Source organism: Thalassospira australica, assembly GCF_000763295.1.
Lineage (GTDB): Bacteria > Pseudomonadota > Alphaproteobacteria > Rhodospirillales > Thalassospiraceae > Thalassospira > Thalassospira australica.
The window spans coordinates 58,040-83,255 of sequence record NZ_JRJE01000008.1 but is presented as its reverse complement, the minus strand read 5'-3'; the positions used below and the strand labels follow the sequence as shown (position 1 = coordinate 83,255).

Annotated in this window: 23 protein-coding genes; 12 read left to right on the top strand and 11 right to left on the bottom strand. The window is 51.9% G+C overall.

Annotation, left to right across the window (positions count from 1 at the left end):
• Positions 1–121 precede the first annotated feature (121 nt).
• The 4 genes from JF44_RS0107135 to JF44_RS0107120 all read left to right on the top strand — a co-directional run bounded on the left by JF44_RS0107135 (position 122) and on the right by JF44_RS0107120 (position 3,793).
• Positions 122–1,054, top strand: coding sequence for a siderophore ABC transporter substrate-binding protein (locus JF44_RS0107135; RefSeq protein WP_033068287.1), 933 nt, complete (start codon positions 122–124; stop codon positions 1,052–1,054).
• A gap of 66 nt (positions 1,055–1,120) precedes the next feature.
• Complete coding sequence (locus tag JF44_RS0107130) at positions 1,121–2,053, top strand: ABC transporter permease (RefSeq protein WP_238318391.1); 933 nt, start codon at positions 1,121–1,123, stop codon at positions 2,051–2,053.
• Between the two features lie 55 nt (positions 2,054–2,108).
• The gene (locus tag JF44_RS0107125; protein WP_202901488.1) at positions 2,109–3,035 is read left to right on the top strand and encodes an iron chelate uptake ABC transporter family permease subunit; all 927 of its coding nucleotides are present in this window, start codon (positions 2,109–2,111) and stop codon (positions 3,033–3,035) included.
• Positions 3,032–3,793 carry an iron ABC transporter ATP-binding protein gene (locus JF44_RS0107120; protein WP_033068286.1) on the top strand — a complete coding sequence of 254 codons (762 nt, stop codon included), beginning with the start codon at positions 3,032–3,034 and terminating at the stop codon, positions 3,791–3,793. The genes JF44_RS0107125 and JF44_RS0107120 overlap by 4 nt, the downstream gene beginning before the upstream one ends.
• 245 nt (positions 3,794–4,038) lie before the next feature.
• Here JF44_RS0107120 and JF44_RS0107115 read toward each other — a convergent pair whose 3' ends face one another.
• Positions 4,039–5,388, bottom strand: a complete 1,350-nt coding sequence (locus JF44_RS0107115; RefSeq protein WP_033068285.1) for a four-carbon acid sugar kinase family protein — start codon at positions 5,386–5,388, stop codon at positions 4,039–4,041.
• 2 nt (positions 5,389–5,390) lie between these two features.
• A complete protein-coding gene (locus JF44_RS0107110) occupies positions 5,391–6,638 on the bottom strand; it encodes a ribulose-bisphosphate carboxylase large subunit family protein (RefSeq protein ID WP_033068284.1) in 1,248 nt (415 codons plus the stop codon).
• 131 nt (positions 6,639–6,769) lie between these two features.
• Here JF44_RS0107110 and JF44_RS0107105 point away from each other — a divergent pair, with 131 nt between their 5' ends.
• From JF44_RS0107105 to JF44_RS0107070, 8 genes are all read left to right on the top strand, one after another.
• Complete coding sequence (locus JF44_RS0107105; protein WP_033068283.1) at positions 6,770–7,594, top strand: phosphogluconate dehydrogenase C-terminal domain-containing protein; 825 nt, start codon at positions 6,770–6,772, stop codon at positions 7,592–7,594.
• A 78-nt stretch (positions 7,595–7,672) separates the two neighbouring features.
• A complete protein-coding gene (locus JF44_RS0107100; protein ID WP_033068282.1) occupies positions 7,673–8,617 on the top strand; it encodes a D-ribose ABC transporter substrate-binding protein in 945 nt (314 codons plus the stop codon).
• Positions 8,618–8,666: 49 nt separating this feature from the next.
• Complete coding sequence (locus JF44_RS0107095) at positions 8,667–9,407, top strand: DUF2291 family protein (RefSeq protein WP_052065557.1); 741 nt, start codon at positions 8,667–8,669, stop codon at positions 9,405–9,407.
• Positions 9,400–10,974: a sugar ABC transporter ATP-binding protein gene (locus JF44_RS0107090; protein WP_033068281.1), complete on the top strand. Its 1,575-nt coding sequence runs from the start codon at positions 9,400–9,402 to the stop codon at positions 10,972–10,974. The genes JF44_RS0107095 and JF44_RS0107090 overlap by 8 nt, the downstream gene beginning before the upstream one ends.
• A complete protein-coding gene (locus JF44_RS0107085) occupies positions 10,971–12,047 on the top strand; it encodes an ABC transporter permease (RefSeq protein WP_033068280.1) in 1,077 nt (358 codons plus the stop codon). Before JF44_RS0107090 ends, JF44_RS0107085 begins: the two co-directional genes overlap by 4 nt.
• Positions 12,048–12,053: 6 nt before the next feature.
• Entirely contained in the window at positions 12,054–13,079 is a 1,026-nt protein-coding gene (locus JF44_RS0107080; RefSeq protein ID WP_033068279.1) for a Gfo/Idh/MocA family protein, read from the top strand.
• Positions 13,080–13,115: 36 nt separating this feature from the next.
• Positions 13,116–14,957, top strand: a complete 1,842-nt coding sequence (gene apnL, locus JF44_RS0107075) for a D-apionate lactonase (protein ID WP_033068278.1) — start codon at positions 13,116–13,118, stop codon at positions 14,955–14,957.
• A gap of 64 nt (positions 14,958–15,021) precedes the next feature.
• Positions 15,022–15,750, top strand: coding sequence for a transcriptional regulator NanR (locus JF44_RS0107070; RefSeq protein ID WP_052065555.1), 729 nt, complete (start codon positions 15,022–15,024; stop codon positions 15,748–15,750).
• 345 nt (positions 15,751–16,095) lie between these two features.
• On the opposite strand, the gene larB is transcribed toward JF44_RS0107070, so the two are convergent.
• From larB to JF44_RS0107025, 9 genes are all read right to left on the bottom strand, one after another.
• Positions 16,096–16,752, bottom strand: a complete 657-nt coding sequence (gene larB / locus JF44_RS0107065; RefSeq protein WP_033068277.1) for a nickel pincer cofactor biosynthesis protein LarB — start codon at positions 16,750–16,752, stop codon at positions 16,096–16,098.
• Positions 16,749–17,534, bottom strand: a complete 786-nt coding sequence (gene larE / locus JF44_RS0107060) for an ATP-dependent sacrificial sulfur transferase LarE (RefSeq protein WP_033068276.1) — start codon at positions 17,532–17,534, stop codon at positions 16,749–16,751. The genes larB and larE overlap by 4 nt, the downstream gene beginning before the upstream one ends.
• 2 nt (positions 17,535–17,536) lie before the next feature.
• Positions 17,537–18,760 (bottom strand): nickel pincer cofactor biosynthesis protein LarC, encoded by a 1,224-nt coding sequence (larC, locus tag JF44_RS0107055; protein ID WP_081944363.1) that lies wholly within the window; start codon positions 18,758–18,760, stop codon positions 17,537–17,539.
• The gene (locus tag JF44_RS0107050; protein ID WP_033068275.1) at positions 18,757–20,055 is read right to left on the bottom strand and encodes a nickel-dependent lactate racemase family protein; all 1,299 of its coding nucleotides are present in this window, start codon (positions 20,053–20,055) and stop codon (positions 18,757–18,759) included. The genes larC and JF44_RS0107050 overlap by 4 nt, the downstream gene beginning before the upstream one ends.
• A gap of 10 nt (positions 20,056–20,065) precedes the next feature.
• Positions 20,066–21,304, bottom strand: a complete 1,239-nt coding sequence (locus JF44_RS0107045; protein WP_033068274.1) for a glycerate kinase type-2 family protein — start codon at positions 21,302–21,304, stop codon at positions 20,066–20,068.
• A gap of 16 nt (positions 21,305–21,320) precedes the next feature.
• Complete coding sequence (locus JF44_RS0107040) at positions 21,321–22,163, bottom strand: fumarylacetoacetate hydrolase family protein (protein WP_033068273.1); 843 nt, start codon at positions 22,161–22,163, stop codon at positions 21,321–21,323.
• Between the two features lie 35 nt (positions 22,164–22,198).
• Positions 22,199–22,951 (bottom strand): SDR family oxidoreductase, encoded by a 753-nt coding sequence (locus JF44_RS0107035; RefSeq protein WP_033068272.1) that lies wholly within the window; start codon positions 22,949–22,951, stop codon positions 22,199–22,201.
• A gap of 92 nt (positions 22,952–23,043) precedes the next feature.
• Complete coding sequence (locus JF44_RS0107030; RefSeq protein ID WP_033068271.1) at positions 23,044–24,147, bottom strand: mandelate racemase/muconate lactonizing enzyme family protein; 1,104 nt, start codon at positions 24,145–24,147, stop codon at positions 23,044–23,046.
• A gap of 56 nt (positions 24,148–24,203) precedes the next feature.
• Complete coding sequence (locus tag JF44_RS0107025; protein ID WP_033068270.1) at positions 24,204–25,214, bottom strand: ABC transporter permease; 1,011 nt, start codon at positions 25,212–25,214, stop codon at positions 24,204–24,206.
• Between the last annotated feature and the right edge of the window lie 2 nt (positions 25,215–25,216).

Here is a 25,216-nt window from a genome sequence, read left to right as displayed (position 1 = left end):
TTGGAATTATTAAAAAATTGTTCGGTTGAACAATCAAGGCAGAGGCAGGTAACTGAATAAGAAACTTGTTTCAGCAGATGCCAAGTTGATGATGCGGGTCTGGCAGATAAGGTGATTTGACATGAATCTTCGGTCTATTGTAAGCACTTTTTGCGGATTACTCCTAGTCGCATTTTCTGCGGCGGGTGCGCCCGCCTATGCCGATGGGGCGGTGGTCACGGTTGCTCATGCCCAAGGTGAGACTGACGTTCCATTGAAACCGCGAACTGTGCTGACCTTTGATTTGTCTGCACTTGATACGCTGAATGTTCTTGAAGAGCCTGTGGACGGAATACCGGAAATCGCGCTGCCTGAAATATTGGCGCAATTTGGGGGGGTGCCAAAAATTGGGTCTATGTTCGAACCTGATTTCGAGGCGATTAACGCCATGGAACCTGACCTGATCATCATTTCGGGCCGTGCAGCGCCAAAATTTGCCGAACTTTCCGCAATGGCACCAACAATCGATTTGACTGTGCGCCAGGATCATTTTCTTGAAGATGTCTTTCGCAATATCCGGGTTCTGGGCACCATCTTTGATAAATCGGAAAAAGCGACCGCCGAAATTGAAGATTTGAAAGAATCCATGGCCTCTTTGCAGGCTTTGTCCGCAAAGGCGGGTAACGGATTGCTGATCATGACCAACGGCGCACGTATGAGCACATATGGCCCGAACTCAAGGTTCGGAATCCTGTTTAAAGAATTTGGCGTCGTTCCCGCGGACGAGAATATTAAAGCCGGGAATCATGGGCAGCCGGTATCGTTTGAATATATTCTGGAAACCGATCCGGACTGGTTGTTCGTCATTGATCGCGATTCTGCCATCGGCCAATCAGGCGCTGCTGCAGAGGCTTTACTGGATAATGACCTGATCCATCAAACGAGTGCGTGGAAAAAAGACCAGATTGTCTATCTGGACTCTGCATCCTGGTATCTTGTCAATGCGGGGATCGAGTCACTTCACCGCAATATCAAACAGTTGGCTCAGCGTTTTGTTGCTGTTTCCGGCAGTTAACAAAGGTCGCTGATTTTGGCTGGTGCGGTTTCCCGGAAGAAAATCTACGTCATTGCGTGTGTGGCGGTGGTAGCTTTGGCTGTCGCCAGCTTGTTTGTTGGTGTTGCCAAGATCTCGCTGATCGATTTCCTTGATGGCACGGTTAGTCAAACCGATTGGCTGGTTCTTCAAACATCGCGAATTCCAAGAACTCTGGCGCTTGTCTTTGCCGGGACAAGTATGGCTGTCGCTGGTGCAATCATGCAGATGCTGGCACGCAACAAGTTTGTTGAACCGGCGACAACCGGCACTGTCGAAGCTGCAGCGCTGGGGATGCTGGTGGTATTATTGTTTGCGCCTGATTTGCCGGTTGTCGGAAAGATGCTGGTGGCGGGCGTATTTGCCATTGCGGGCACTGGGCTGTTTTTGTGGTTGCTGACCAAAATACCATTGCGTTCCGTGGTCATCGTTCCATTGGTCGGAATGATGTTGGGCGGAGTGATCAGTTCCTTTGCGGCGTTCATCGCCTATCGGTTTGATATGATGCAGGCCATGAATGTCTGGACCAGTGGCGATTTTTCGACAGTCTTGAGGGGAAGGTACGAAGTGCTCTGGCTGGCCTTTGGGCTGGCGATCATCGCCTATCGCGGGGCAGATAAATTGACGATGGCCGGTTTGGGACAGGAATTCTCGGTCAGTCTTGGATTGGATTATCGCAAGGTCATGACATTCGGATTGGTGATTATCTCGCTTGTCACGGCATCTGTGGTCGTATCGGCCGGCATGATTCCGTTTGTCGGTCTGATCGTGCCCAATCTGGTCAGCATTGCATTTGGCGATAATCTGAAAAAGACGCTGCCCTGGATCGCCTTGTTTGGCGCGGCAATTGTTTTGGTGTGCGATATTGTTGGACGGCTGATCATCGCGCCATTTGAAGTGCCGGTTGGTGCCGTTCTTGGTGTGATCGGAAGCCTGTTCTTCCTGTATCTGGTTTTGGGCAGAAACGCGTATGCCAGATAATGTGATGTCGCGAACCGAAACCATCAGGCGTCGACTTGGCCCGAACAGAGTATTGATGATCTTGCTTTGTTTGGCGTTGTTGTCTGCAATTGGCTTTATGACGATTGGGGCGCGTGGCAATTGGGGGTTCATTTTCGAATTTCGGGGAACCAAGCTTCTGGCACTTTTGCTTGTTGCTTATGCCGTTTCGGTTTCAACCGTCTTGTTTCAAACAGTTACCAACAACCGAATTCTGACGCCTTCGATTATGGGAATTGATGCGCTTTATGTGCTTTTGCAAACCGTTTTGATTTTTGTTTTTGGCGCGCAGGCGATATCGGCGCTGGATCCGCAAATCAAATTCCTGATCGAGGCTGGCTGCCTGACTGTTTTTGCGTTGATCCTTTATCGCTTTTTGTTCTTTGGTGTTTTTCGGGATGTGCACCTTCTTTTACTGAGCGGTTTGTTCTTTGGGCTTTTGTTCCGCAGTGTTTCAGGGCTGTTGCAGCGGATTATCGATCCCAATGATTTTGTCGTTTTGCAAGATAGCCTGTTTGCAAGCTTCAATAGTGTCGACAAGTCTCTTTTGGGGGTGTCGGTTGCTGTGATTGTTTTGGTAAGCGCCATCGGGGCCAAGATATTCAGCCGCTTTGACGTCATGTTGTTGGGGCGCGATAGCGCGATTTCACTTGGCGTCAATCACACTCGCACTGCGGTTACTATCCTGGCGCTTGCATCTGTTCTGGTGGCTGTGTCGACTGCCTTGGTTGGGCCTGTAACCTTCTTTGGGTTGCTGGTTGCAAATCTGGCTTACATCGTGCTGCCAGGGGCCAAGCACAAACATATTCTGCCGGGGGCGATTTTGATCGCCTTTATTTGCTTGTCGTCCGGGCAATTGGTGCTTGAGAAGCTGTTTGATTTCAACACAGCATTGGCAATCTTGATCGAGTTTGCAGGCGGATTGTTCTTTATCGGGCTTATTTTGCGCAGAGGTGTTCGGTGATTAATGTACGCAATGCGACCAAGTCGTATGATGGAACCCTGGTGGTTGATGATGTGACACTTGGTTTAAAGCGGAACGGGCTGACATCAATCATTGGCCCAAATGGTGCGGGAAAATCCACATTGCTGTCCATGATTGCCAGACTGGTAAACATGGATGATGGCGAAATTACAGTAGATGGGTTGGACATCGCGACCGCCGATAGCCTTGAGTTGGCAAAACGCTTGGCCGTGCTGCGTCAGGATAACCATATAACTGCGCGACTTACCGTGCGCGATCTGGTTGCCTTTGGCAGGTATCCCCACAGCAAAGGCCGCACGAATGAGAATGATCTGGAGCATGTCAATCGTGCTCTGGCGTATCTTGGTTTGACTGATCTGTCGGGCCGTTTTCTTGACCAGCTATCGGGTGGGCAGCGGCAGCGTGCTTTTGTCGCGATGACGTTGTGTCAGGATACAGACTACATGCTGTTTGACGAACCGTTGAACAACCTTGATATCCATCATGCAGTTTCAATGATGAAACTGTTCCGGCAGGCCGCACGTGATTTTGGCAAGACGGTTGTTGTCGTTATTCACGATATCAATTTTGCATCATGTTATTCAGATCATATTATTGCGATGAAGGATGGCAAGGTGGCCGAGCAGGGATCGCCGGATCAGATCATTGATGCCGGTATTCTTGCCGACATTTATAATACGCCGTTTCAGGTCCAAAATATTAACGGGCAAATGATCGCAACCTATTACGGCGTATAGATCCGGGACCGGTATCGGCATCCTCTCTAATTCTCGGATTTTTTCGCATCACTGTGCCCGCGCCAAGCGGGCAAAACGATTGCCGATGTGATGCGTCGGGTTGGTTCGCCGCATCGGAAGACAGATTTGCAAAGGCAGTAATCATCATATTGTAATATGATTTTTTGATCTGGCCATCTTCAATCATCGGACTTTTATCGTTGATGGGGGTGATGAGGGTTGCCAGCTCGAACTCTGCCCGCGCTCTAGGTAGTGAGTTTGCCATCCCGCAAAGAAATGAAATAGTCGTCCTTACCGATTTGACCGCCCTTGAGGGCGATTTCCAGTTGGTTTCCATCCTGGCGAAAAGCATTGCACAAAGGCGATCCTGGTGTTTGCGGTATCGGATGACGCAACGTTAAGGCGTAGATGTTCATCTCGCTTAGTGCCAGGCTAGACGTATCACCACCTGCAATAATGGCACGTTCCAACTGATGTTCGCTGATCAATCTGTCAAGCAGGGCCCCAAGATGGCGCCCGGCGACGTCGGCAGAAGCGGTTTGAGTATTGGTTACTGTTTCAGGACCGCGGGCTGTATAAATGATCGGGCTTTTGCCATTCTTTAGGTGTTTCGAGGCAGAAGTTGAGGCTTGTTCAAGGGCAAGCTCGGTTCCTTGCCCGGAAACCAAGGCATGATAGTCAATCGGGATGCCGGCAAAATTCTCTGACAGGGCCATTTCGATCTGATTTGCCGTTGTCGAAGAGCAACTCCCCGACACAACAGCAATGCGATCCAGTTTTTTGGGGCGGGAAATTTGTGGTGCCGGTCCAATGAGGCCAGCCTGCTGCCATGCTCGCAGCAAAGCATACTCAACGCCTGATGATCCAACTGCGAACGGGCCCAGTGATTTACGAAAAACATGCAAAAACGTGCCAGCGGTCGCCTGACTTTGATCATCGTAAACATCAAGAAGAAGACATTGTTTTTCCAGGAGTGTGTTTTTTGCCCCTTGTTGGTCGGACGCCTCACCAAGCAGAGTCTTCATTTGATCTGCAGTTACGCAGGTTGATGGCAACGAGCTCTGTCGGCCCAGATGGACCAGCAGGTCAGATTCCGTCATCGGTGTTGCGGGGTGCTGGCTCATGACCGGGTGACGGTCAATGCGATAGGTCTGGTCGCGGTATGCGGCAAACAGATGTCCAAAGAAGGTGTATCGGCGAAGCTGGGGGGCGCCGACAATCAACGGAACTTGCTTTTGGTCAAACACGGTTCTGCCGATTTCTATGGCACGTCCGATTGATCCCTGATGGGGGGCACTGTCGAAAGTGGAGCATGTTTTGTAATGACAGTGTTTTGCGTTCAGACGCTGCAACCAGTGGAAAATATCAGGAAGATTGTCATCCATCCATTCGGGAGGCTGGCTTCGGCTGATCCCCGCCAGACCAACGGCGCTGCAGTTTTTAAACTGTTCAATGTGATGTGCGTCGGGGATGCGGGTAAACAAAACGGTTTCAATGCCGTTTGCAGACAGTGCCTCCATGACGTCGGTGGAGCCGGTAAAGTCATCCCCGTAAAAGGAGAGAAACAGATCCTGAGCGAAAGAAGTGTTGGACATGATCAATTTTTCCGGAAAGTCGAAAGCGCAAGGCGGAGTTCTTCATGGTCTTTGGCAAATTCATCAACAGGGATGCCTTGAACTGCAGCTGCAGCGGCCTGCTGAATGCTTGCGACGCCACCTGCAACACCGCCGGGATGGCCGATGATCCCGCCACCTGCGCAATAGATGAAATCAGTGTGACCAAGTGCGGCGATGGTCTGTTCCATTTGCACTGCAGTCTGGCCAGATGAGAAAACCGGCATTGCGTGATACGTTTGATTGGGGGGCACATTTTCACCAAGCGCGCGGGCAGATTCCATGACCGTCTCGTCACTTTCAGTGAATTTGTTGGCGATCCCGTTGACATGCAGATGATCAGCGCCAGCCAACCGCCAGAATTTTTGCCAGGCGCGAAACGAAATACCGATGTCCGGAGATCTTGAGAAAAGACCCCAACCGTTGCGATGACAATGCAGGGGAAGCGCGGCGTGCGCGCGAATGGCACTTAGCCCGGCCAATCCGATCGAAAACAGGCTGACCATGATACATGTACCGCCCAGTTCGTGTACCAGATCGGCATTGCGTTTCATCTCGTCGACCTCGCCTGTGATGTTAAAGGCATACATCGGCTTCTTGCCGGTACGGTCGGCATAGTCATTGATGACCCGCATGACCTTCCGGGCGCGTTCGGGGAACGGGCAGTGTGCGCCATTTCCCTGCAATTCATCATCCTTGATGAAATCGATTCCACCTTCGATCAATTGAAGGACAAGTTGTGCTGTTTCATCTGGTGACAGGCCGACACTGGGTTTGATGATGGTGCCGATCATCGGGCGGTTGGAAACACCGGCAAGATCAAGAGTGCCCTTACGCCCGAATGCAGGGCCGGGATAGGCTTGCGAAAATGCATCCGGGAATTCGACGTCAATCAAACGCAATGCCGATACATCTGCCAGTTCGAACAGATTGCCTGCGACTGTCGCAAGCACATTGGTAAGCGATGTGCCCATATTGTCCAAAGGCCAGGACAGCGTGATAACCCCGCGTGAATAATGCGATCCTTGCGTTCGGGTGGGCAGGGATGGTGAGGCTGATTGCGACCGTTCCTCGATGAGTTCAACCCGGGCACCGGATCGTTGGCGCAATGCGTCTGTTTCCCCGGCAAGTTTCAAAAAAGTTCCCGATGATTGTTCGCCAGCAATGACTTTGGCAGCGTGCTCAAGGCTTTTGGGGCTTTCAACCTCGTACTGGGCGCGCAGTCTTTCCATTGGTGTAGTCCTCCTGACGGTCAATCTTCTTTGAATTGAGATCATAATTATCATCTCATCATACCAGTTGACAATATGATGAATGTCGGTAATTCTCGTTTCAACAAACAAAAACACCAACAGGAGGAAGCATGAAGATCGCGTTGATCGGCGCCGGTGGCAAAATGGGGGTTCGGCTTTCGGCCAATCTCAAGGGCTCGCGCTTTGATGTTGCACATGTCGAAATCACCGAAGCCGGGCAGGCCCGCCTCAAGGATGCGGTTGGTGTCAGCTGTGTTGCGCTAGATGATGCTTTGGCCGGTGCACGTGCCGTTATTCTTGCTGTTCCAGATACAGCGATTAAGGCCGTTTCACATGGCCTGATCGACAAGGTTGCACCTGGCACCATGATCATTGCACTTGATGCGGCTGCACCCTTTGCGGGCCATTTCCCAAAGCGCGATGATGTGACCTATTTCGTTACACATCCTTGTCATCCGCCAATTTTCAATGAAGAAACAGACATGGCCGCCAAGCGCGACTATTTCGGTGGTGTTGCGGCAAGACAGGCTATTGTCAGCGCCTTGATGCAGGGGCCCGAAGAGGACTTTGCGCTTGGCGAAGAGATTGCAAAGGTAATTTTCCAGCCGATTCTCAGGTCTCATCGCGTGTCAGTTGATGAAATGGCCCTGCTGGAGCCGGGGTTGTCCGAAACGGTTTGTGCTACCTTGCTGGTTGTCATGAAAGAGGCGCTTGACGAGGTCGTGCGCCGGGGCGTCAATGAGCAGGCAGCACGTGACTTCCTTTTGGGGCATCTTAATATTCTTGGTGCTGTTGTTATGGGCGAAATACAGGGTGAATTCTCTGATGCGTGTAACAAGGCGATCAATAACGGAAAGCCACGCTTGATGCGTGATGACTGGATCGGGGTATTCGAACCGGACGAAATCAAAGAAAGTATCCGTCGGATCACCTGATAAGGCGCGACAACAGAACTTCGAAACAGAAGCATGTCGCATGGTGACTATAAACTTTATGTATCTAGGGAGGTACAAATGGCGTTTACGCGTAGAGCACTTTTTGCGGGCGTGGCAATGGTGATGGGTTTGGCTACTGCCATGCCGATGTCAGCATCCGCAGCAGACTTGATTGCGATTATTACCCCGTCTCACGACAACCCCTTCTTTAAAGCAGAAGCTGAAGGTGCAAAACAGCGGGCCGAGGAACTGGGTTATGATACCCTTGTTCTGGTGCATGATGATGATCCAAACAAGCAAAACCAGCTTTACGATACGGCAATAGCCCGCGGTGCAAAGGCGATCATTCTTGATAACGCCGGTGCAGAAGCAACGGTCGCACCGGTGCGTCGTGCGAAAGAAGCCGGTATCCCGTCTTTCCTTATTGATCGCGAGATCAAGGAATCGGGGATTGCTGTGTCGCAGATTGTCTCGAACAACTATCAGGGTGCTCAGCTTGGTGCGGAGGAATTCGTTCGCCAGATGGGTGAAGAAGGCAAATACGCCGAACTTCTTGGACGTGAAGCCGACACCAATGCCGGTATTCGTTCTTCGGGCTATCACGATATCATTGACCAATATCCTGACATGGAAATGGTGGCCCAGCAGTCTGCCAACTGGAGCCAGACCGAAGCCTATGAAAAGATGGAAACCATCCTTCAGGCCAACCCGGATATCAAAGGTGTCATTTCAGGAAATGACACCATGGCGATGGGCGCGATTGCAGCGCTTCAGGCCGCCGGCCGCAATGATGTGATTGTTGTCGGTTTCGACGGCAGCAATGACGTTCGTGATTCCATTCTTGAAGGTGGTATCAAGGCGACGGTTCTGCAGCCTGCTTACCGTCAGGCACAGATCGCGGTCGAGCAAGCCGACCAGTATCTGAAAACCGGCTCAACCGGCCATGATGAAAAGCAGTTGATGGATTGTGTCCTGATCACTGCTGACAACGCCAAGCAGTTGGAAACCTTCGCACTTAAGTAAGTGAGCAACCACGACAGTATATGTCGTCGGTCGCGATCTTTTGTGCCGGATGGGCGGGGCGCAGCTTGGGCTGCGTTCCCCGCTCACCGCAGAGATTGAGTTGTGCAATCTTCTGAAGGAGGCCAGCTTGAAGCGCGTTGGGCCAATGATAAAATTGCTTCTGCTTTTGCCTTTGGTGTTCTCGGTTGAGGCATGTCAACTGGTAAAAAACGATGCAGAAAATGATAATAAGGCAACTGTTTCAGGTTCGTCTTATGGAGATATGCCTGCCCTGGTAGAGGGGATTTGGGAAGATCGGGTTGTCCCGCACCTTAAGAGTTCGGGTGCTGATTTCGCTGACATTTTGGCAGCTCTTGGGGATGACCTTGATGCAGCCGGTGCCTCTTTTGGATATCGTCCATCCAGCGAGGGCAGCCCGTGGAACTTCGCCACCCGGATTGAGGGTGAAATCGTCGCGGCAAAAACAGACACGCGGGCAGCGACCGCAGATGTTGATATCGATGGGGATGGGCGTGCAGACGCCGTCATACAGCTTGGCCCGGTCATCCGTGGTACGACGTTGCGTGATGTTTTGCCATTCTTCGATTTTACGTCCTTTACCGATCAGATTGAGTTTGCGCAATTGTCGCGTGCTCTAAATACCAAGGCCTTTGACACTGTTTTGAAAGATCTGTCGCGTGAGGGCCTGGTCGGTAAATCTGTTGCTGCTACCGGCGCATTTACAATGCGAAAACCCGACGACACCGTTCTGATTACCCCGGTTGAAATCGAGGTGACCGGAAATGAATGATCTTTCATGTAACGAAGAACATCAAATCGGACTGACGGTGCGGGGGGCAACGAAAGTTTATCCGGGAACGTTGGCCCTGAATGAAGTCGACTTTGATGTCAGGCTTGGGGCTGTGAATGTCCTTGTCGGTGAAAACGGTGCCGGGAAATCGACCCTTATGAAGGTCATCGCCGGGGTTGAACAATTAACGTCCGGCGAGATTGCGGTGGATGGCAAACGGGTTCAGTTTGCCGATACACGTGCTGCCGCGGCGCATGGCATCGGCATCGTTTTTCAGGAACTTAATCTGTTCCCGAACATGACGGTGGCCGACAACATCTTCATTGCGCGGGAAAAAACACGCGGAGGTGTCGACATAGACAGCCGCAACCAGCAGTCAGAAGCCGCAAGCTTGATGAAACGGCTGGAACACGACATTTCCCCCGATGCACTTGTGGGCGAATTAAGTATTGGCGAACAGCAGATTGTCGAAATTGCCAAGGCCCTCGCACAGGATGCACGCATTCTGATTATGGATGAGCCAACATCGGCCCTGAGCGCTGCTGAAGTGGAAATTCTTTTCCGTGTGATCAAGGATCTTAAAAAGTCTGGTGTGGGAATCATTTACATTTCCCATCGGCTCGAAGAGCTTATCCGGATTGGGGATTACATCACGGTTTTGCGTGACGGCTGCATTACCGGGTCGCGTTCGATGGCGGGGGTGGAGGTCAGCTGGATTGTGCGCAACATGATCGGTGCTGCGTCCAAGGATTTCTCAAAATCACTGACCCATCAACTTGGTGCAGAAGTATTCCGGGCCGAAGACATATGCCTGCCAAGCAAGAATGGCGGGTTTGTTGTTGATCGCGTTTCTGTTTCCCTGAAGGCTGGCGAGATTGTTGGCATTTATGGATTGATGGGGGCAGGGCGGTCTGAATTTTTCGAATGCATCATGGCCCAGCATCCGATGTGCACCGGAAAGTTCTATGTTGATGGAAAGCCCCTTGATGAAACCAGCGTGGCGGGGCGAATAGAGCGCGGAATTGCCTTGATCCCGGAGGACCGAAAAGGTGCGGGACTGGTTCAAATCTTGCCGATCCGTGAAAACATGTCGCTGTCCAGCCTGATGAAATTTACCAAACGCGGGTACCTGAGCATCAAGAAAGAGCGTAAGGCCGTCGCAGATATGGTGCGTGACCTGTTTATCAAGGTTGCAAGTGTCGAAAATCCGGTCAGCTCATTGTCAGGTGGCAACCAGCAAAAGGTCGTCATCGGCAAAGCCCTGATGACCAACCCCAAATTGCTACTGATGGATGAACCAAGTCGCGGCATTGATATCGGGGCAAAGGGCGAAGTCTTTCAAGAAATGCGCAAGCTTGCCGCGGATGGTCTGGGGATATTGTTTGTGACCTCTGACCTTGAAGAGGTGATGTCTCTTTCTGACAGAATTCTGGTGATGTCAAAGGGGCGGGTGATCAAGGAATTTACCCAGCAAGAAGCGACCGAAGAACAGATCATTGCCGCATCTGCAGTCGGTCACACAACAACAAGCCAGAAAACGGCTGAGAATAGGGAGTTGCAGATATGACATCTATCGCATCGGCCGGAACGGCGTCAGGAAACAGCAATCAGACTTGGCTTTTGCTTCTGTTGAAGCTGCGCACATTTATTGCACTTATTCTTGTGTTTGCGTTTTTTGCGTTTGCAGCCCCGAATTTCCTAAGTGCGGCCAATTTTGTCATCATGTCAAAACATGTGGCCTTGAACGCGTTCCTTGCGATTGGCATGACCTTTGTCATCATTACCGGGGGCATTGACCTTTCGGTTGGTTCAATTGTAGGGCTCTGCGGCATGGTTGCAGGGTGGCTGATCCTGAACGGTGTTGATCTCGGAATCGGGTACACGCTCTATTTCAATATCTTTGAAATCTTTGCGATCACGCTTTTTGTTGGCGTGCTTTTCGGGGCGATAAACGGTGCCTTGATCACCAAGCTTAATGTTGCGCCATTCATCGCGACCCTTGGAACGCTATATGTCGCAAGGGGGCTTGCCTTGTTGTCCTCTGACGGGGCGACATTCCCGAATTTGGTCGGTAACCCGGAATTTGGGTCCAACGGGCTGAGTGTCCTGGGGTCGGGGGCATTTATGGGCATCCCGGTATCAATCTGGATTTTGATCGCGGTTGGATGCGGTGCTGCCTATATCGCAGGTCGAACTCCGCTTGGTCGTCACATCTATGCGGTTGGGGGGAATGAACACGCAGCCGCACTGTCGGGCGTGAAGGTCAACCGTGTCAAAATGTTCGTCTATATGTTTTCCGGGTTCTGTGCGGCAATTGTCGGGTTGGTGATTTCATCCCAGCTTGTCGCATCCCATCCGGCAACCGGCGAGACATTCGAATTAAACGCAATTGCTGCGGCGGTTCTTGGCGGAACATCAATGTCCGGGGGACGGGGGCGTATTGCCGGAACCATCATCGGTGCCTTTGTGATCGGTATTCTTTCTGACGGTTTGGTCATGATGGGGGTTAGTTCGTTCTGGCAAACCGTGATCAAGGGGCTGGTAATTATTGCCGCCGTGGTCGTCGATCAGGCACAGCAACGTCTGCAGGCGAAAGTCGCCTTGCAGCAGCAGGCCGCATTGAGCAAACAGGAAGGATAAATCTGTATGTTAAAAGGTGCTTTAATTGGATGCGGGTTCTTTGCACAAAATCATTTGTGCGCCTGGCGTGACATTGATGGTGTTAACATTACCGCACTGTGTGATCGCGATGAACAGCGTCTGAGCGAAACCGCAAAACGGTTTGGTATCGAAAACACCTATACCGACGCGCAAGAGATGTTTGCCAACGAAGAGTTGGATTTTGTCGATATCGCGACGACAGTAGAAACACATTTGCCATTGGTTGAGATGGCGGCACAAGCTGGTGTTCATATCATTTGCCAGAAGCCTTTTGCCGCGTCGATGGATGATGCGGGCAAAATGGTTTCAATGGCCGATAAATCCGGTGTCACCTTGATGGTGCATGAAAACTTCCGCTGGCAGTCAGCAATTCGTGCCGTCAAAACGCATATCGACGAGGGCGCCATCGGAGACGTTTTTTGGGGACGTGTCAGTTTCCGGTCTGCCTATGATGTTTATTCCGGGCAGCCATATCTTGCGACGGATGAAAAATTCATCATTCAGGACCTTGGGATCCATATTCTGGATATTGCCCGGTTCCTGTTCGGGGATGTTGGTTCAATCTCTGCCAGGACAAAACGCGTCAATCCCAATATTCGCGCCGAAGATGTTGCAACCATGATGCTGGATCATGACAACGGCATCACGAGTATTGTTGATTGCAGCTATGCCACAAGCCTGCCGGTCGAAAGTTTTCCCGAAACCCTGCTTGAAGTTGATGGCAGCAAAGGGACATTGCGCCTGAATTCTGGCTATCAGCTTATGTGTCACAACCATGATGGCACACGGCACATCGACGTCGCGCCGCCACTTTTGCACTGGGCGGAAAGGCCATGGCACAACATTCAGGAAAGCGTTTTCAATATCGAGCAACACTTTGTTGATTGTCTGCGCGATAACCGGCAGCCAGAAACCTCAGGGCATGACAACCTGAAAACACTGGCGCTTGTTTATGGTGCCTATCAATCGGCGGATAATGGCCTGCAGGTGGTCAAGGTCGGAAATAGATGATCATCTTTTACCAGGTTACCCAAAGGTTATGAATTGATGAGCAATGTCAGCAAAGCAAGTCCTGTCAGGACCCTCAAAGCAGGGCCGCTGCAAGTGCGCTTTGAACATGGCAACCTGCGATATGTCCGATATCACGGGACAGAGATATTACGGGCGATTTCCTATGTTGTACGAGATCGGGACTGGGGAACACTTTCGCCTGTTTTGTCCGATATCGTTATTGACGAAACCCTCGGAAATTTTTCCATTTCCTATGTTGCGACGTGTGACAACAATGGTGTTGCACTTGCGTTGAAAGCGGTAATCAGCGGGACTGAGGACGGGGTGCTTCGTTTCACCGTGGATGCAACGCCCGATGGTGGTTTTGAAACCAATCGGTGCGGCTTTAATGTGCTTCATCCGATTGAGGGCGTTGCCGGGCAGCCTGTCAGGGTTGAGCATTGCGACGGGGATATCGAAGACACCATTTTTCCCGATCTGATCGAGCCATGGCAGCCCTTCAAATCCATCCGCGGATTAACGCATTATCCCGAGGCGGGGCTGACGGCAACCTGCCGGTTTTTGGGTGATGAATTTGAAATGGAGGATCAGCGGAACTGGTCTGATGCCTCTTTTAAAACCTATGTTCGACCGATTGAACTTCCTTGGCCGTATCTTTTGGACGGTGGGAAAACAAACACGCAATCCATAGAGCTTTCAATCGAAGGCAGCACGGCCCAATCAGCAGCAGGACTACCCCCAAGGAAAGGCAAGGCAGAGGATACGGCGATCCATGTGATCCCGGAAATCGGTTCTGGGCATGTTTTCCCGAAAACGGGCTTGGTGATCACGCCCGAAGAGGCAAATCAACCTCTTGCGTGTCTGGATGTTTTGAGAAAGGTCACTCCGCAGGTCCTGCTGTGTCATTACGATCAGACTGTCGGGCATGTGGGGCCGGATTTATCGGCGTTTGCGGCTCTTCAACAGCAATTCGATGCGCAATATGAACTTGAATATGTTGTCGTCTGTGATGGCAATCTTGATCAGGAATTCAGGGTGCTAAAAGACGATCTGGCGCATGCTGGTTTCAAGCCCGATAGTTTGCTGGTGTGCCCATCGGTCGATCGGCAATCAACGCCGCCAGGAAGTGAATGGCCAGATTGCCCACCTCTTGCCGATATCTATCACGCAGCCCGAAAGGCCTTTCCCGGCATTTCGTTGGGCGGGGGAATGTTTAGCTACTTTACGGAACTTAACCGAAAGCGGCCGCCAGTAGAGATGCTTGATTTCGTCACCCATGCGACCAATCCGATTGTCCATGCAGCAGATGACGAGAGTGTCATGGAAACGCTGGAAACCTTGCCGCACATTTTCCGGTCCGCTCGCGCCATTCTTGGTTCGGGTAAAGAGTATCGCTTGGGCCCGACCACCATCGCCATGCGCCAGAACCCTTATGGCTCACGCACATTTTCCAATCCAAACGGAGAGCGGATCTGCATGACCCATGACGACCCCCGTCACCGGGAACAGTTCGGGGCGGCTTGGGCAATCGGCTATGGAGCGCGGGTTTCTGCAACTGATATTAGCCGTTGGGTGCCAGCCGGGGTGATTGGTGCGCGCGGTATTGTTGATGCTGAAAATTCAAATCTCTTGCCAATCGGCGAGGTCATAAAGGCGTTTTCAAAAATGGCAGGGAAACCGGTTTTGCCTTGCCGTGTCGATGATCCAAAACAGGTTGCGGCTGTTGCCGAAAAGGATGGGGCCCTTGTCAGGCTTCTGATGGTCAATCTCACCAAGCAATCAGTCAATGTGGAGATCGGCGGTTTGGCAGGGTGCCAAGCGCTTGACGCTTATGGAATGCTGCAACTCGAATTACCTTGCTCCGAGGTTCTCAATTGACTGGAGATACGCTAGAAGTTTGCACAACAAGATTAACTTCAGAATGGCACGGAACCACATTCGTATGAATAGTTGGGCAGATACAGGCGACGATAAGAAAATCGTCCGACGCAAACTTTCAGATCAGGTGCTTGAACGCCTGCGCGAGATGATTGTGCGCGGCGAATTGGGGCCAGGTGATCTGATGCCGTCAGAGCGCACCTTGATGGAGCGTTTCGGCGTCGGCCGACCGGCTGTTCGCGAGGCGATGCAATCCATGCATACTTTGGGTCTCATCAGTATCTCCCACGGTGAACGGGCCCGTGTAAGCGAGCTTTCCGCAGACCTGATGTTCAGGCAGATGGATATGGTTGCGCGCATGTTGTTGTCAGCATCGCCTGACAATCTTGAACATCTCAAGGAAGCACGTCGCCTGTTTGAGGTGGGGATGGTCCGGATTGCGGCGCAGAATGCGACGGCAGATGACGTCGAAGACCTAAAAGGTTTGATTGAAGCACAGCGCGAAAAACTTGGTGATGCGGCGGCCTTTATCAAGGGCGATATGGCCTTTCACATCAAGGTATCGAGCATTTCGGGCAATCCGATTTTTCAAGCCGTCAGTGAAGCAATGCTGAACTGGGTTTTCAATTACCACACCGACTTGCTAATCTGGTCAGGTCAGGAAGATGTAACCCTCCGAGAGCACAGCGAAATTGTGAAATGCATTGAAAACCATGACTCCGAACAGGCCGCCCGGGAAATGCAATCACACTTGAATCGCTCCAATGACCTTTATCGTCATCGGGAAGGCTGAATAGCATCACATTAGTTCGCAAGGCTTGTGTCTCGGTGTGACCGGATTTGAATGTCGGACAACGATCGTTCAAGGTGCAGCAGCATGTTTGAAAAAATGTCAGCTTTTCTGTCAATTCCGCAGTTTTTTGTCAGCTTATGTGTCAATCCACGTCAACTTATCTGGCAATCGGAAGTGCTAAGAAATTGATTTAGAAGAAAGCTTAATGTCACCTTTTGTGGCACCTGACAGCTAAACCAACTGATTGTTGATGGGCCGATTGTGAAGGTAGGCTGAGTACGAACCTTTCAAACCCTCATAGCTAAAATTTTTGTTTCGGCTAAAAGTGTTAAGGTTGGTGGGTCTTTATCGTGTTGCGGCATTCAGTATCTTGATGGCGGCGGCCGCCGCACCAAAACCGTTATCGATATTGACCGTCATAAGGCCCGGGGCGCAGCTGCCAAGTGCAGATTCTAGTGCTGTTCTGCCACCTTCTGTAACGCCATACCCCACCGATGTCGGGACGGCGATAACAGGGGCTTCGACCAGCCCGGCAAGAACGCTGAATAACGCGCCTTCCATGCCGGCGAGTGCAATAATGATCCGGAATTGCTTGATTTCGTCAATCCGGTCAAGCAACCGCCATAAGCCAGCCACCCCGACATCCTGGATCAATGTGCTGTCACAGCCGCAGAAAGCCAGGGTTCTTTGCGCTTCGGTCGCGACGGGAATATCAGATGTGCCTGCGGCAATTATGCCGATCCCGTGGCTGATTAACTTTGCCTTCTCACCCACCATGGCCGTTGCCGAAACCTGATCGTAATCGAGTTGGGCGCTAAGTCCCTGATCCAGTTCCCGGTAGTTTTGCGCTGCTAGTGCCGTGAGCAACAACGGGCGCTGCTGGGAGATTGCATCTTCTATGATGATGTTGATCTGTTCCGGGGATTTTCGGGCGCAATAGATCGCCTCGGGAAAGCCTGTCCGGTTCTGCCGGTCCCAGTCGGGCTGATGAATTTTCGTCATGGTTTGTCCTGAATAAACATGGCACCCCGTTGATACGGTCGCAGGCCGTTGAACGTGCGCCCTTGATCCCGGCAATGTGCTGCAAGCCAGTGTTCAATTTCGTCGGTCATTTGATTTTCTGGCAGTTCGATGATGACACCTGACGTGGTAATGCGGCATCTGAGATCCCCGCTCAACCCCAGTTCGTCATAGAGAAGTTGTTCCGTTCTGTCGACAAAGGCCAGATCGTTTGGGTCAATGGCGATTCCGGTTTCAATACGGCTGGCAAGGCAGGGCTGGGCTGGCAGTTCGGCCACGTCGTCAAGTCCAAGTTCGCGCGCAAGTGCACGAATATCGGATTTCTTCATGTCTGCTTGAACGAACGGGTGGATGACATCGCGTTCCGATGCTGCAAGCAATCCGGGGCGATATTCACCCAGATCGTCAAGGTTTGCGCCCGATGCGATGGGCGCCGTCGTCAGGCTGCGTATTCTGTCATAGAGGTTTGTCTTGCAGAAATAGCAACGATTGACCGGGTTGTCGCGATACCGTGGGTCATTGAATTCGCCAGTGCCGGTTACCGTCAGGTGCCAGTTTTGCTGTTGTGCTGCTTTGCGAACACGCGCAGTCGCCGCAGGTTGCACAGCAGGCGATACAGCATGAAGCATCTCGACATTGCCAGGTGCGACCGAATGGGCAAATGTCGCAAGTGTCATGCTGTCAACGCCACCACTGACCGCGATTGCCAGTCTGGGCAGGGAGAGAACAATTTCTGCAAGCGGGTGATGCACGTTGACGACCATGGTTAGCCCTTGAATTCGGCGCGGTATTTTTGTTGGCGACGGGTTTGAAGATTCTGCCCCACGATATCGTCATGCTCGGCCTTTGTCGAAATGACGCCGCCGGGCCGTGTCGCATGTTTGACCTGTATGCCGGTTTCATCAAGGTTTTCTGAGCGCGGCAGAATGCGGCGTTCACTAACATGATGACGCAGCCCGATCGTCGATGTTTGCGCGAAGCATTCATCCATGATCTGATCGGCGAGATTGGTTTTGGCAAGCAACCGAAAAGCAGTCGTCTGGCGATTTTTCTTACCCTGTCCGGCAAACAGGACCAAATCAATAACCCCATCGCTTTTGCGCAGCATTTCTGTTGCAGTCGCAATTTCTTCGCCGGTCATATCATCGATTTCAAATTCTATAACCGTGACATGGTCCTGATCGTGGCCGGGGTCGTTGTTTGTGGTGATCGACGAGAATTGCAACGCACGCAAAATATTAGGCAACTCGGGAATATTGCGTGTGCCTGCGCCAGTTCCGCTGGCACACAAATGTTCGGATTTTCCCGTGGACGCATCAGGTGCTGAGGGATCAATCAGGTATTTCAGGATAGCCGCGCCGGTTGGGGTCACACGTTCGCCTGAAACACCATCGTCGCGCCAGTTAAAACCTGTCAGAAGCTCGACCGTTGCCGGGGCAGGGGCCGGTAGCAACCCGTGTTGGGTTTTGATCAATCCACCCCCGCGTGGCAAATCAGAGACAGTCCAATGGCAATTCGGCAAGGCCGCGATAATGCTGCCGGCAATCACCACATCAAGGACAGAATCCCAATCGGCAATTTCGTGGAAATGCACATCCTTGATATCAACAGCATGGGTTTTGGCTTCGGCCTCTGCCAACAGGGTCAAGATGGCGCAGGCAACCTCGATCGTTTCCGGTGCGACTTGGGAAGACCGGATAAAGGAAAGAATATCGCCAAATGCCCCGGACCCAATGGGGTGCTTGTCGGGTATATCGTGATGTGATCGACGATCTTGCCCGGAGGACGGGTTGGGAACCAAATTAAAGGTTCGGGCATGCATCCCATTCTTGCGAATTTCGGTGATTTCAACAGTACCGACATCCGATGGCAATATACGTTTGATGTCCTGTTCTATACGGGGGTGCAGATGCGGAAGCATATCAAGCATCGCGGCAATAAACATATCACCGGCAATACCACCGACAGCATCAAGATGAATATGGTTCATTCATTGGGGCCCGACACCGGGATGACATAGGGGCCTTCGGGAATGATGGCCACGTCCATATCGCCGCTTTGTGCGATGCTTTGTGCAATTGCCTGATCAAGGTCATCAATTACCTCAACACAGGTGATGCGCTTTTCCTCTGGGTCCAGCCCGTTGGTATAAAGCTGTACCTTGCCGACACGCATCGGTTTAAGCTGCATTTCAGTTTGCCATTCGTCGATATCGGCAAGTGTTTTCGCCTTAAGCGTGGCAAGAAAACGTTCCGACCCAAGGTCGGCAAGGCGTGCCTGGGCATTGCGGAATTCTTCGGACCCAAACCCTTCGGAACATTCCGATGCAATGATCAGCGTGCCGCCGGGTTTGAGGATATCCATTGGGGTGACCATCCCTTTGACGGTCTGATAATAGGTTTTATCAAGCGGATAGCCGGCCGATGATGTCACGACTGTGCTGTATTTCCGCCCGACATCGACACGGGTTGCTTCGGAAATGTAGCTGACCGCAGCAAGGTGGCTGGCGATGATTTCACCAAATGTAACGTGAACAAGGTCGCGGTCTTCATCCAGAACGGTGTTAAGCGCATAAATCTCGCCCAGCTTGCGGACGATTTCGAGTTGCTCTTCGTGAAGAGGATTTCCCGCAAGGTTACACTGCACAGCAAGGGGATCTTCCATGAAGCGTGCAGAATGGAATGTCCGGATTGTTTCGTGACCGGCAACACCGGGGGCAACCACCTTGCGACCGCCGGACCAACCGGCCATGAAGTGGGGTTCCACCAACCCGGTGGCGATCCTGAGATCGGCATTCACCAAATACTTGTTCAGCTTAACCGGAACATCACGGGTCGGAGTTGATCCAAGATCAACCAAGTCATCTTCATTGCGGGCATAATGGTTTTCGACCCGCACGTTTTCCAAAACCCACGGGTCACCCAGCAATTCATCAAGTTCTTCGCCCAGATTGGGGCGGTGAAGGCCGGTGGCGACCAGTACCGTGATTTCGCTTTGTGGAATTCCTGCTGCCAGCATGGTTTCGATCATCGGGCGCAAGAAAAGTTTGTTTGGGACCGGCCGGGTAATATCGCAGATCAGGATGCACGCGCTTTTGCGGTTTTTGGCGAGTTCCGACAGCGGGGCGGCCTCCACCGGATTTTCAAGTGCGTTGCGAATGGCTGCGTGATTGTCTGGAAGTTTGGCGAGCTCTGCCTTGCGAATAACCGTTGTGCGGGCATTTTCAGGCAGGCTCAAGGAGATGAAGCCACGACCATAGGCGATTTCAGGTGGGGTATGGGTCATCAGAGGCGCCTTACTTTATCAGAATTGCACGAAAATCATTCACATTGGTCAAGGTCGGACCTGTATGTACCAAGCGATCAAGTTGATGGAAAAACGTCCACGCGTCATTATTCGCAAGATAGGAACCGGCATCAAGGTTTCGTTTGCGGGTTAAGGTTTTAAGTGTGCCATCAAACCAGGCACCTGCATTGTCTTCAATGCCATCAATACCGTCTGTATCGCAAGCAATTGCGGCAACGCGTGGTTCATCGCCGACTGTTTCAAAAAGGGACAATAGAAATTCTGCATTTCTACCACCCCGCCCATTCCCCTTTACTGTGACCGTGGTTTCGCCACCCGACAGCAATACACAAGGAGATGTGAAAGGCTGGTCATGCATCAGGATTGAGCGCACGATCCCGCCCAAAATACGCCCTGCTTCGCGTGCCTCGCCTTCGATGGCGTCGCCAAGAACATAGGGCGTTATTCCAAGGCTGCGCGCTTTGTTTGATGCGGCTTCAAGTGACATCATAGGTGTCGCCAACATATGCACGGTCGCCGGGGCAGAGGATGCTTTTGTCGGGTTTTGCAAGATTGCCTGCTTTAGGCGATCTGACACGGGAATATCCCAACGCTTTAGAATTGCAAGCGCATCTTCAGGGTTGCTGGATTCTGAAATGGTTGGGCCAGACCCAATGGCAGAAGGTGCATCCCCTGGCACATCGGAAATCAGATAAGTCACCAATTGGGCAGGAAATGCCATTTCAGCCAATCGCCCCCCCTTTATGGCGGAAAGCGATTTCCGAACTGTATTCATTTGATCAATCGGCGCGCCTGAGCGCAGCAGTGCCTGATTGATGTCCTGCTTTTCCTTCAGGGTAATGCCTGTTGCCGGCAAGCTTAGCAAGGCCGATGCCCCGCCTGATATCAGGCATATCACCAGATCATCCTTCGTTGCCGACGATACAAGATCGGCAATTCGCCTTGCGGCATCAACGCCGGCCTGATCGGGAACCGGGTGGGCGGCTTCGACCACTTCGATATGTCGGGTCGGCGTTCTATGCCCGTATCGGGTGACAACAAGACCTTGGCATTCATTTGGCCAGTCATCCTCGAAGGCAGCAGCCATTTTCGCCGCAGCCTTTCCGGCGCCGACAACAATTGTTTTTCCTTTTGGGGCAGGCGGGCGCAGCCTGCTGAACTTTCCATCTGGTACAGCCGCATCCAATGCGGAATCAAACAGGGCTTTCAGAATGTGGAAATCAGTCATGGCTGCGCCTTTTACCCTATCCCTGAACAACGGTTTGGCGTTGTTCACCCAGTCCGTCAATGCCAAGCGAAATAACATCGCCGGGTTTCAGGAAAATGTTCGGTGTCTGACCCAGGCCAACACCCGGAGGGGTTCCGGTCGAGATAATGTCACCAGGTTGCAGGCTCATGAATTGTGACAAGTAGGATACAAGATGGCGCACGCCATAAACCATGGTTTTGGTCGAGCCGTCCTGGAAACGGTGACCATTCACATCAAGCCACATTCCAAGGTTTTGCGGATCGGAAATCTCGTCACGGGTGACAAGCCACGGGCCCGTCGGACCAAAGGTGTCGGCCGATTTCCCCTTGGTCCATTGGCCTTCACGTTCTGCCTGAAAGGCGCGCTCGGAAACATCATTGATCAGGCAATAGCCGGCAACGTGATCCATGGCGTTTTCTTCGGAAACATATTTGGCGGTTTTGCCAATCACGACGCCCAATTCGACTTCCCAGTCGGTTTTTTCGGAATTGCGCGGAATTTCCACATTGTCATTCGGGCCGCAAATTGCCGAAGTGGCCTTCATAAAGATGATCGGCTCGGGCGGAACGGTTGCGCCGGTTTCTGCAGCGTGGTCAGAATAGTTCAAGCCAATGCAAATGAACTTTCCTGTACCCGAAACACAGGCACCCAACCGCGGGGAGCCGGTGACAACAGGCAGGCTATCGATATCAAGTGCCTGCAAATTTTTGATGATGTCTGGCTGTAATGCGGCACCATTGATGTCGCCGACATGTTCTGACAGATCACGAATATTGTTCTGTGCGTCAAGGATGCCGGGCTTTTCCTGCCCAATCGGGCCGTAGCGTAGAAGTTTCATTTTTGTCTCCAAGTGTGCATCAATTTGAATGAAAATCAGGTCGTCCAGCCGCCATCAATGTTATGCGTCTGGCCCGTGGTAAAGCCGGCCTCATCAGAGGCAAGGTAACAGGCAAGTGCTGCGACTTCTTCGGCTTTGCCAAGGCGTCCCATGGGTTGGCGTGCAACAAAGGCAGCGCGGGCTTCTTCGTAGTTTCCTTGGGCGCGCATGCGGTCCTGCAAGGATGGGCTGTCGATCGTGCCCGGACAGATGGCGTTGCAACGAATGCCCTTGGCAACAAAATCAGCGGCAACGGATTTCGTCATGCCGATAACAGCCGCCTTGGTTGCACCATAAATGAATCGGTTGGGGACCCCTGAAATTGATCCTGCCACCGATGCAACATTGACGATGGATCCTGCACCCTGATCAAGCATTCCGGGCAGAAAGTTTTTCATCATCTGAAACAGTGAACGCACATTCAATTCAAAGGAAAACTCATAGTCCTTGTTGCTGCACTCAAGGATGGTGCCACCGGCAACAAAGCCTGCGCAGTTAAACAGGACATCAACGCTGCCAAGTTGTTTGGAAAACCTTGCAATTGCTTCGTCCGAGGTGACATCAAGGATTTCTGTTACGATGGACAACCCGTTGTCCGAGGCTTCGTGTTTTAACGATGCAAGCGTGTCAGGGTTAATGTCAGTGGCATAAACTGTGCCGCCTTCATGGGCCATACGCAGTGCCGTTGCACGGCCAATGCCCGCACCCGCGGCGGTGACGACGCAGGTTTTTCCTTCTAATCTTTTCATGTGATGTCCTTTGTGCTGGTGCTCCGGGCAGCGCAAGGCAAGCCTGTGCATTGATCCGGTGAACAGGAGCAGTGATTGTGAGCGATGTTTTTTCAGGCGTCGTTTGCGTCTCTGAGTTTGGCCCAGTCAAAGCAAACGCCGGTTCCGGGAGTATCGGGTGCAACCGCCATATGATCTTCAACAACCAGCGGGCGCAGGGTGTATTGATCAATCGGGAAGCTGTGTACTTCGATCAATCCGGCATTTGGTTGTGCGCCGACCAAGCTGACATGAAGTTCCTGCATGCCATGTGAGCACACCGGAATTTTGTGTTTGCGGGCTTCTTTCGCAACACGCAGGAAACCCGTGATTCCGCCGCAGTTTGACGCATCAGGCTGGATAAACGACAGGTTGGATTGTTCGAAGGCATAGCCAAACTCATGCATGGTATGGAGGTTTTCCCCCATCGCCAGTGCAATGCCGGTTTCGCGGGCGATCCGGGCATATCCGGCATAATCATCGGGAATGATCGGTTCTTCAAACCAGAGAAGATCAAATTCGCGGAACTGATTTGCCGCAACAATTGCCTGATCGATATCATAGGCATAGTTGGCATCGACCATAAAGGCAACATCAGGACCAATCAGCTCGCGTATGGCCTTAACACGTTCAATGTCTTTACCAAGGTCGTTGTGCCCGACTTTGATTTTAACACCGTTGAACCCGCGTTTCAGATATCCCTCAATCGTCAGAAGAAGCTTTTCCAATGAGAAATTAAGATCAATCCCGCCACAATAAGCCCGTGATTTATTGGATACGCCCCCGGCCATTTTCCACAGCGGCGTTTGTGTGATCACACCACGTAGATCCCACAATGCGATATCAATCGCCGAGATGGCAAAGGACGCGATGCCGCCTCTGGCGACGTAATGCATGTGCCACTGCATCTCGTCAAACAGGTGGTCGATATCCGTTGCGTTGCGGCCGATCAGGAAGTCGGCAAGATCATGGTCAACCATTGCCTTGATGGCGTGTCCCCCACGTCCGCCGGTATAAGTGTAACCCGTTCCCGTAGCACCGTTATCAAGTTCGATGGTGACGGTCACCAATTCGAAATGTGTGTGATCACCATGTTTTGCATCGGTGAGAACCTCTGTCAGCGGAATGTTGAATAGCTGCGCTGTCACGGTGCGAATTGTCGTTGTTTTATTTGTCATTATAGATTTCTGCCAGGTTGCAGTGTGATCGGGTACAGCGAGAATCACCTTCGGTGTCAGTTTCTTCGCAACGAAAGGTCGGCTTTGGACGCCATGCGTGCCTGAAGCAGGATCACGACAAACAGAAATGCCCCGCGAATGACGGATTGCCAGTGCGCACTGAGGCTAATGATTCCAAGTCCGTTCTCGAAGTTCAGTACATTGAACAAAAGGCCTAGGAGAAGTGCGCCCGCAATTGTCGCAGGGACAGACCCCATGCCACCGGTCAAAAGCGTTCCACCAACGACCACGGATGCAATTGCCGACAATTCCCATCCCAACCCTTCCAGAGGCTGACCAGCACCGAAGCCCGAGGCAAGAAACACACCGGCAAGGCCCGCGCAGGCACCACTGAAAATATAGACGATGCATGTGGTGCGCTTAACGCTTAGCCCCATCAACTGGGATGCCTCTTGGCCACCACCGACGGCCAGTACTGTACGGCCAAGGGATGTATGTTCCAGGACAACCCAGGCGATGATTGCGATAACTGCAACGATAAGGATCGTCCATGGGATGATGTCGAACAGTTTGCCCATACCAAGTGCGGTAAAGTTGCTTTCCCACGAGATGGAGACGGTTTGCGCATCGGAAATGACCAGAGCGGCCCCCTTTGCGCCAAGCATCGAGGCCAGTGTTGCAATGAACGGCGGGATACGCATTGCGACAATCATAAATGCGTTGATTGCACCAATCACCATTCCAGCCAGAATTCCACCCGGTAGGGCATATTCAAGCCCGTGCTCGCTCAGGAATGCGGCAATAACACTGGAGAATGCAGCAACAGACCCAACGGAAAGATCAATGCCGCCGGTCATGATGACAAAGCACATGCCAAGCGCGATGAGAATGAACATCGAGTTGTAGTTCAAAAATGAAACGATGTTATAGGCGCTGCCAAAATTGTCATAGCGCAACAGGGCAAATACGATCAGTAGAATCAAGGCCGCCCAGACACCCAAAGCCTGTGTTGAACTGGAGTTGCCCAAAAGACGCCGCAGGTCAAATGTTGATGAGTCAAATTGCATCG

Coding starts and splice junctions, on each gene's coding strand:
- JF44_RS0107135 (WP_033068287.1), top strand. CDS start 122: ATGAATCTTCGGTCTATTGTAAGCACTTTTTGCGGATTACTCCTAGTC.
- JF44_RS0107100 (WP_033068282.1), top strand. CDS start 7,673: ATGGCGTTTACGCGTAGAGCACTTTTTGCGGGCGTGGCAATGGTGATG.
- JF44_RS0107095 (WP_052065557.1), top strand. CDS start 8,667: ATGGGCGGGGCGCAGCTTGGGCTGCGTTCCCCGCTCACCGCAGAGATT.
- JF44_RS0107110 (WP_033068284.1), bottom strand. CDS start 6,638: ATGGAAAGACTGCGCGCCCAGTACGAGGTTGAAAGCCCCAAAAGCCTT.
- apnL (WP_033068278.1), top strand. CDS start 13,116: ATGAGCAATGTCAGCAAAGCAAGTCCTGTCAGGACCCTCAAAGCAGGG.
- larC (WP_081944363.1), bottom strand. CDS start 18,760: ATGAACCATATTCATCTTGATGCTGTCGGTGGTATTGCCGGTGATATG.
- larE (WP_033068276.1), bottom strand. CDS start 17,534: ATGGTCGTCAACGTGCATCACCCGCTTGCAGAAATTGTTCTCTCCCTG.
- JF44_RS0107045 (WP_033068274.1), bottom strand. CDS start 21,304: ATGACTGATTTCCACATTCTGAAAGCCCTGTTTGATTCCGCATTGGAT.
- JF44_RS0107080 (WP_033068279.1), top strand. CDS start 12,054: ATGTTAAAAGGTGCTTTAATTGGATGCGGGTTCTTTGCACAAAATCAT.
- larB (WP_033068277.1), bottom strand. CDS start 16,752: ATGACGAAAATTCATCAGCCCGACTGGGACCGGCAGAACCGGACAGGC.
- JF44_RS0107025 (WP_033068270.1), bottom strand. CDS start 25,214: ATGCAATTTGACTCATCAACATTTGACCTGCGGCGTCTTTTGGGCAAC.
- JF44_RS0107115 (WP_033068285.1), bottom strand. CDS start 5,388: ATGTCCAACACTTCTTTCGCTCAGGATCTGTTTCTCTCCTTTTACGGG.
- JF44_RS0107070 (WP_052065555.1), top strand. CDS start 15,022: ATGAATAGTTGGGCAGATACAGGCGACGATAAGAAAATCGTCCGACGC.
- JF44_RS0107090 (WP_033068281.1), top strand. CDS start 9,400: ATGAATGATCTTTCATGTAACGAAGAACATCAAATCGGACTGACGGTG.
- JF44_RS0107040 (WP_033068273.1), bottom strand. CDS start 22,163: ATGAAACTTCTACGCTACGGCCCGATTGGGCAGGAAAAGCCCGGCATC.
- JF44_RS0107050 (WP_033068275.1), bottom strand. CDS start 20,055: ATGACCCATACCCCACCTGAAATCGCCTATGGTCGTGGCTTCATCTCC.
- JF44_RS0107035 (WP_033068272.1), bottom strand. CDS start 22,951: ATGAAAAGATTAGAAGGAAAAACCTGCGTCGTCACCGCCGCGGGTGCG.
- JF44_RS0107125 (WP_202901488.1), top strand. CDS start 2,109: ATGATCTTGCTTTGTTTGGCGTTGTTGTCTGCAATTGGCTTTATGACG.
- JF44_RS0107030 (WP_033068271.1), bottom strand. CDS start 24,147: ATGACAAATAAAACAACGACAATTCGCACCGTGACAGCGCAGCTATTC.
- JF44_RS0107085 (WP_033068280.1), top strand. CDS start 10,971: ATGACATCTATCGCATCGGCCGGAACGGCGTCAGGAAACAGCAATCAG.
- JF44_RS0107105 (WP_033068283.1), top strand. CDS start 6,770: ATGAAGATCGCGTTGATCGGCGCCGGTGGCAAAATGGGGGTTCGGCTT.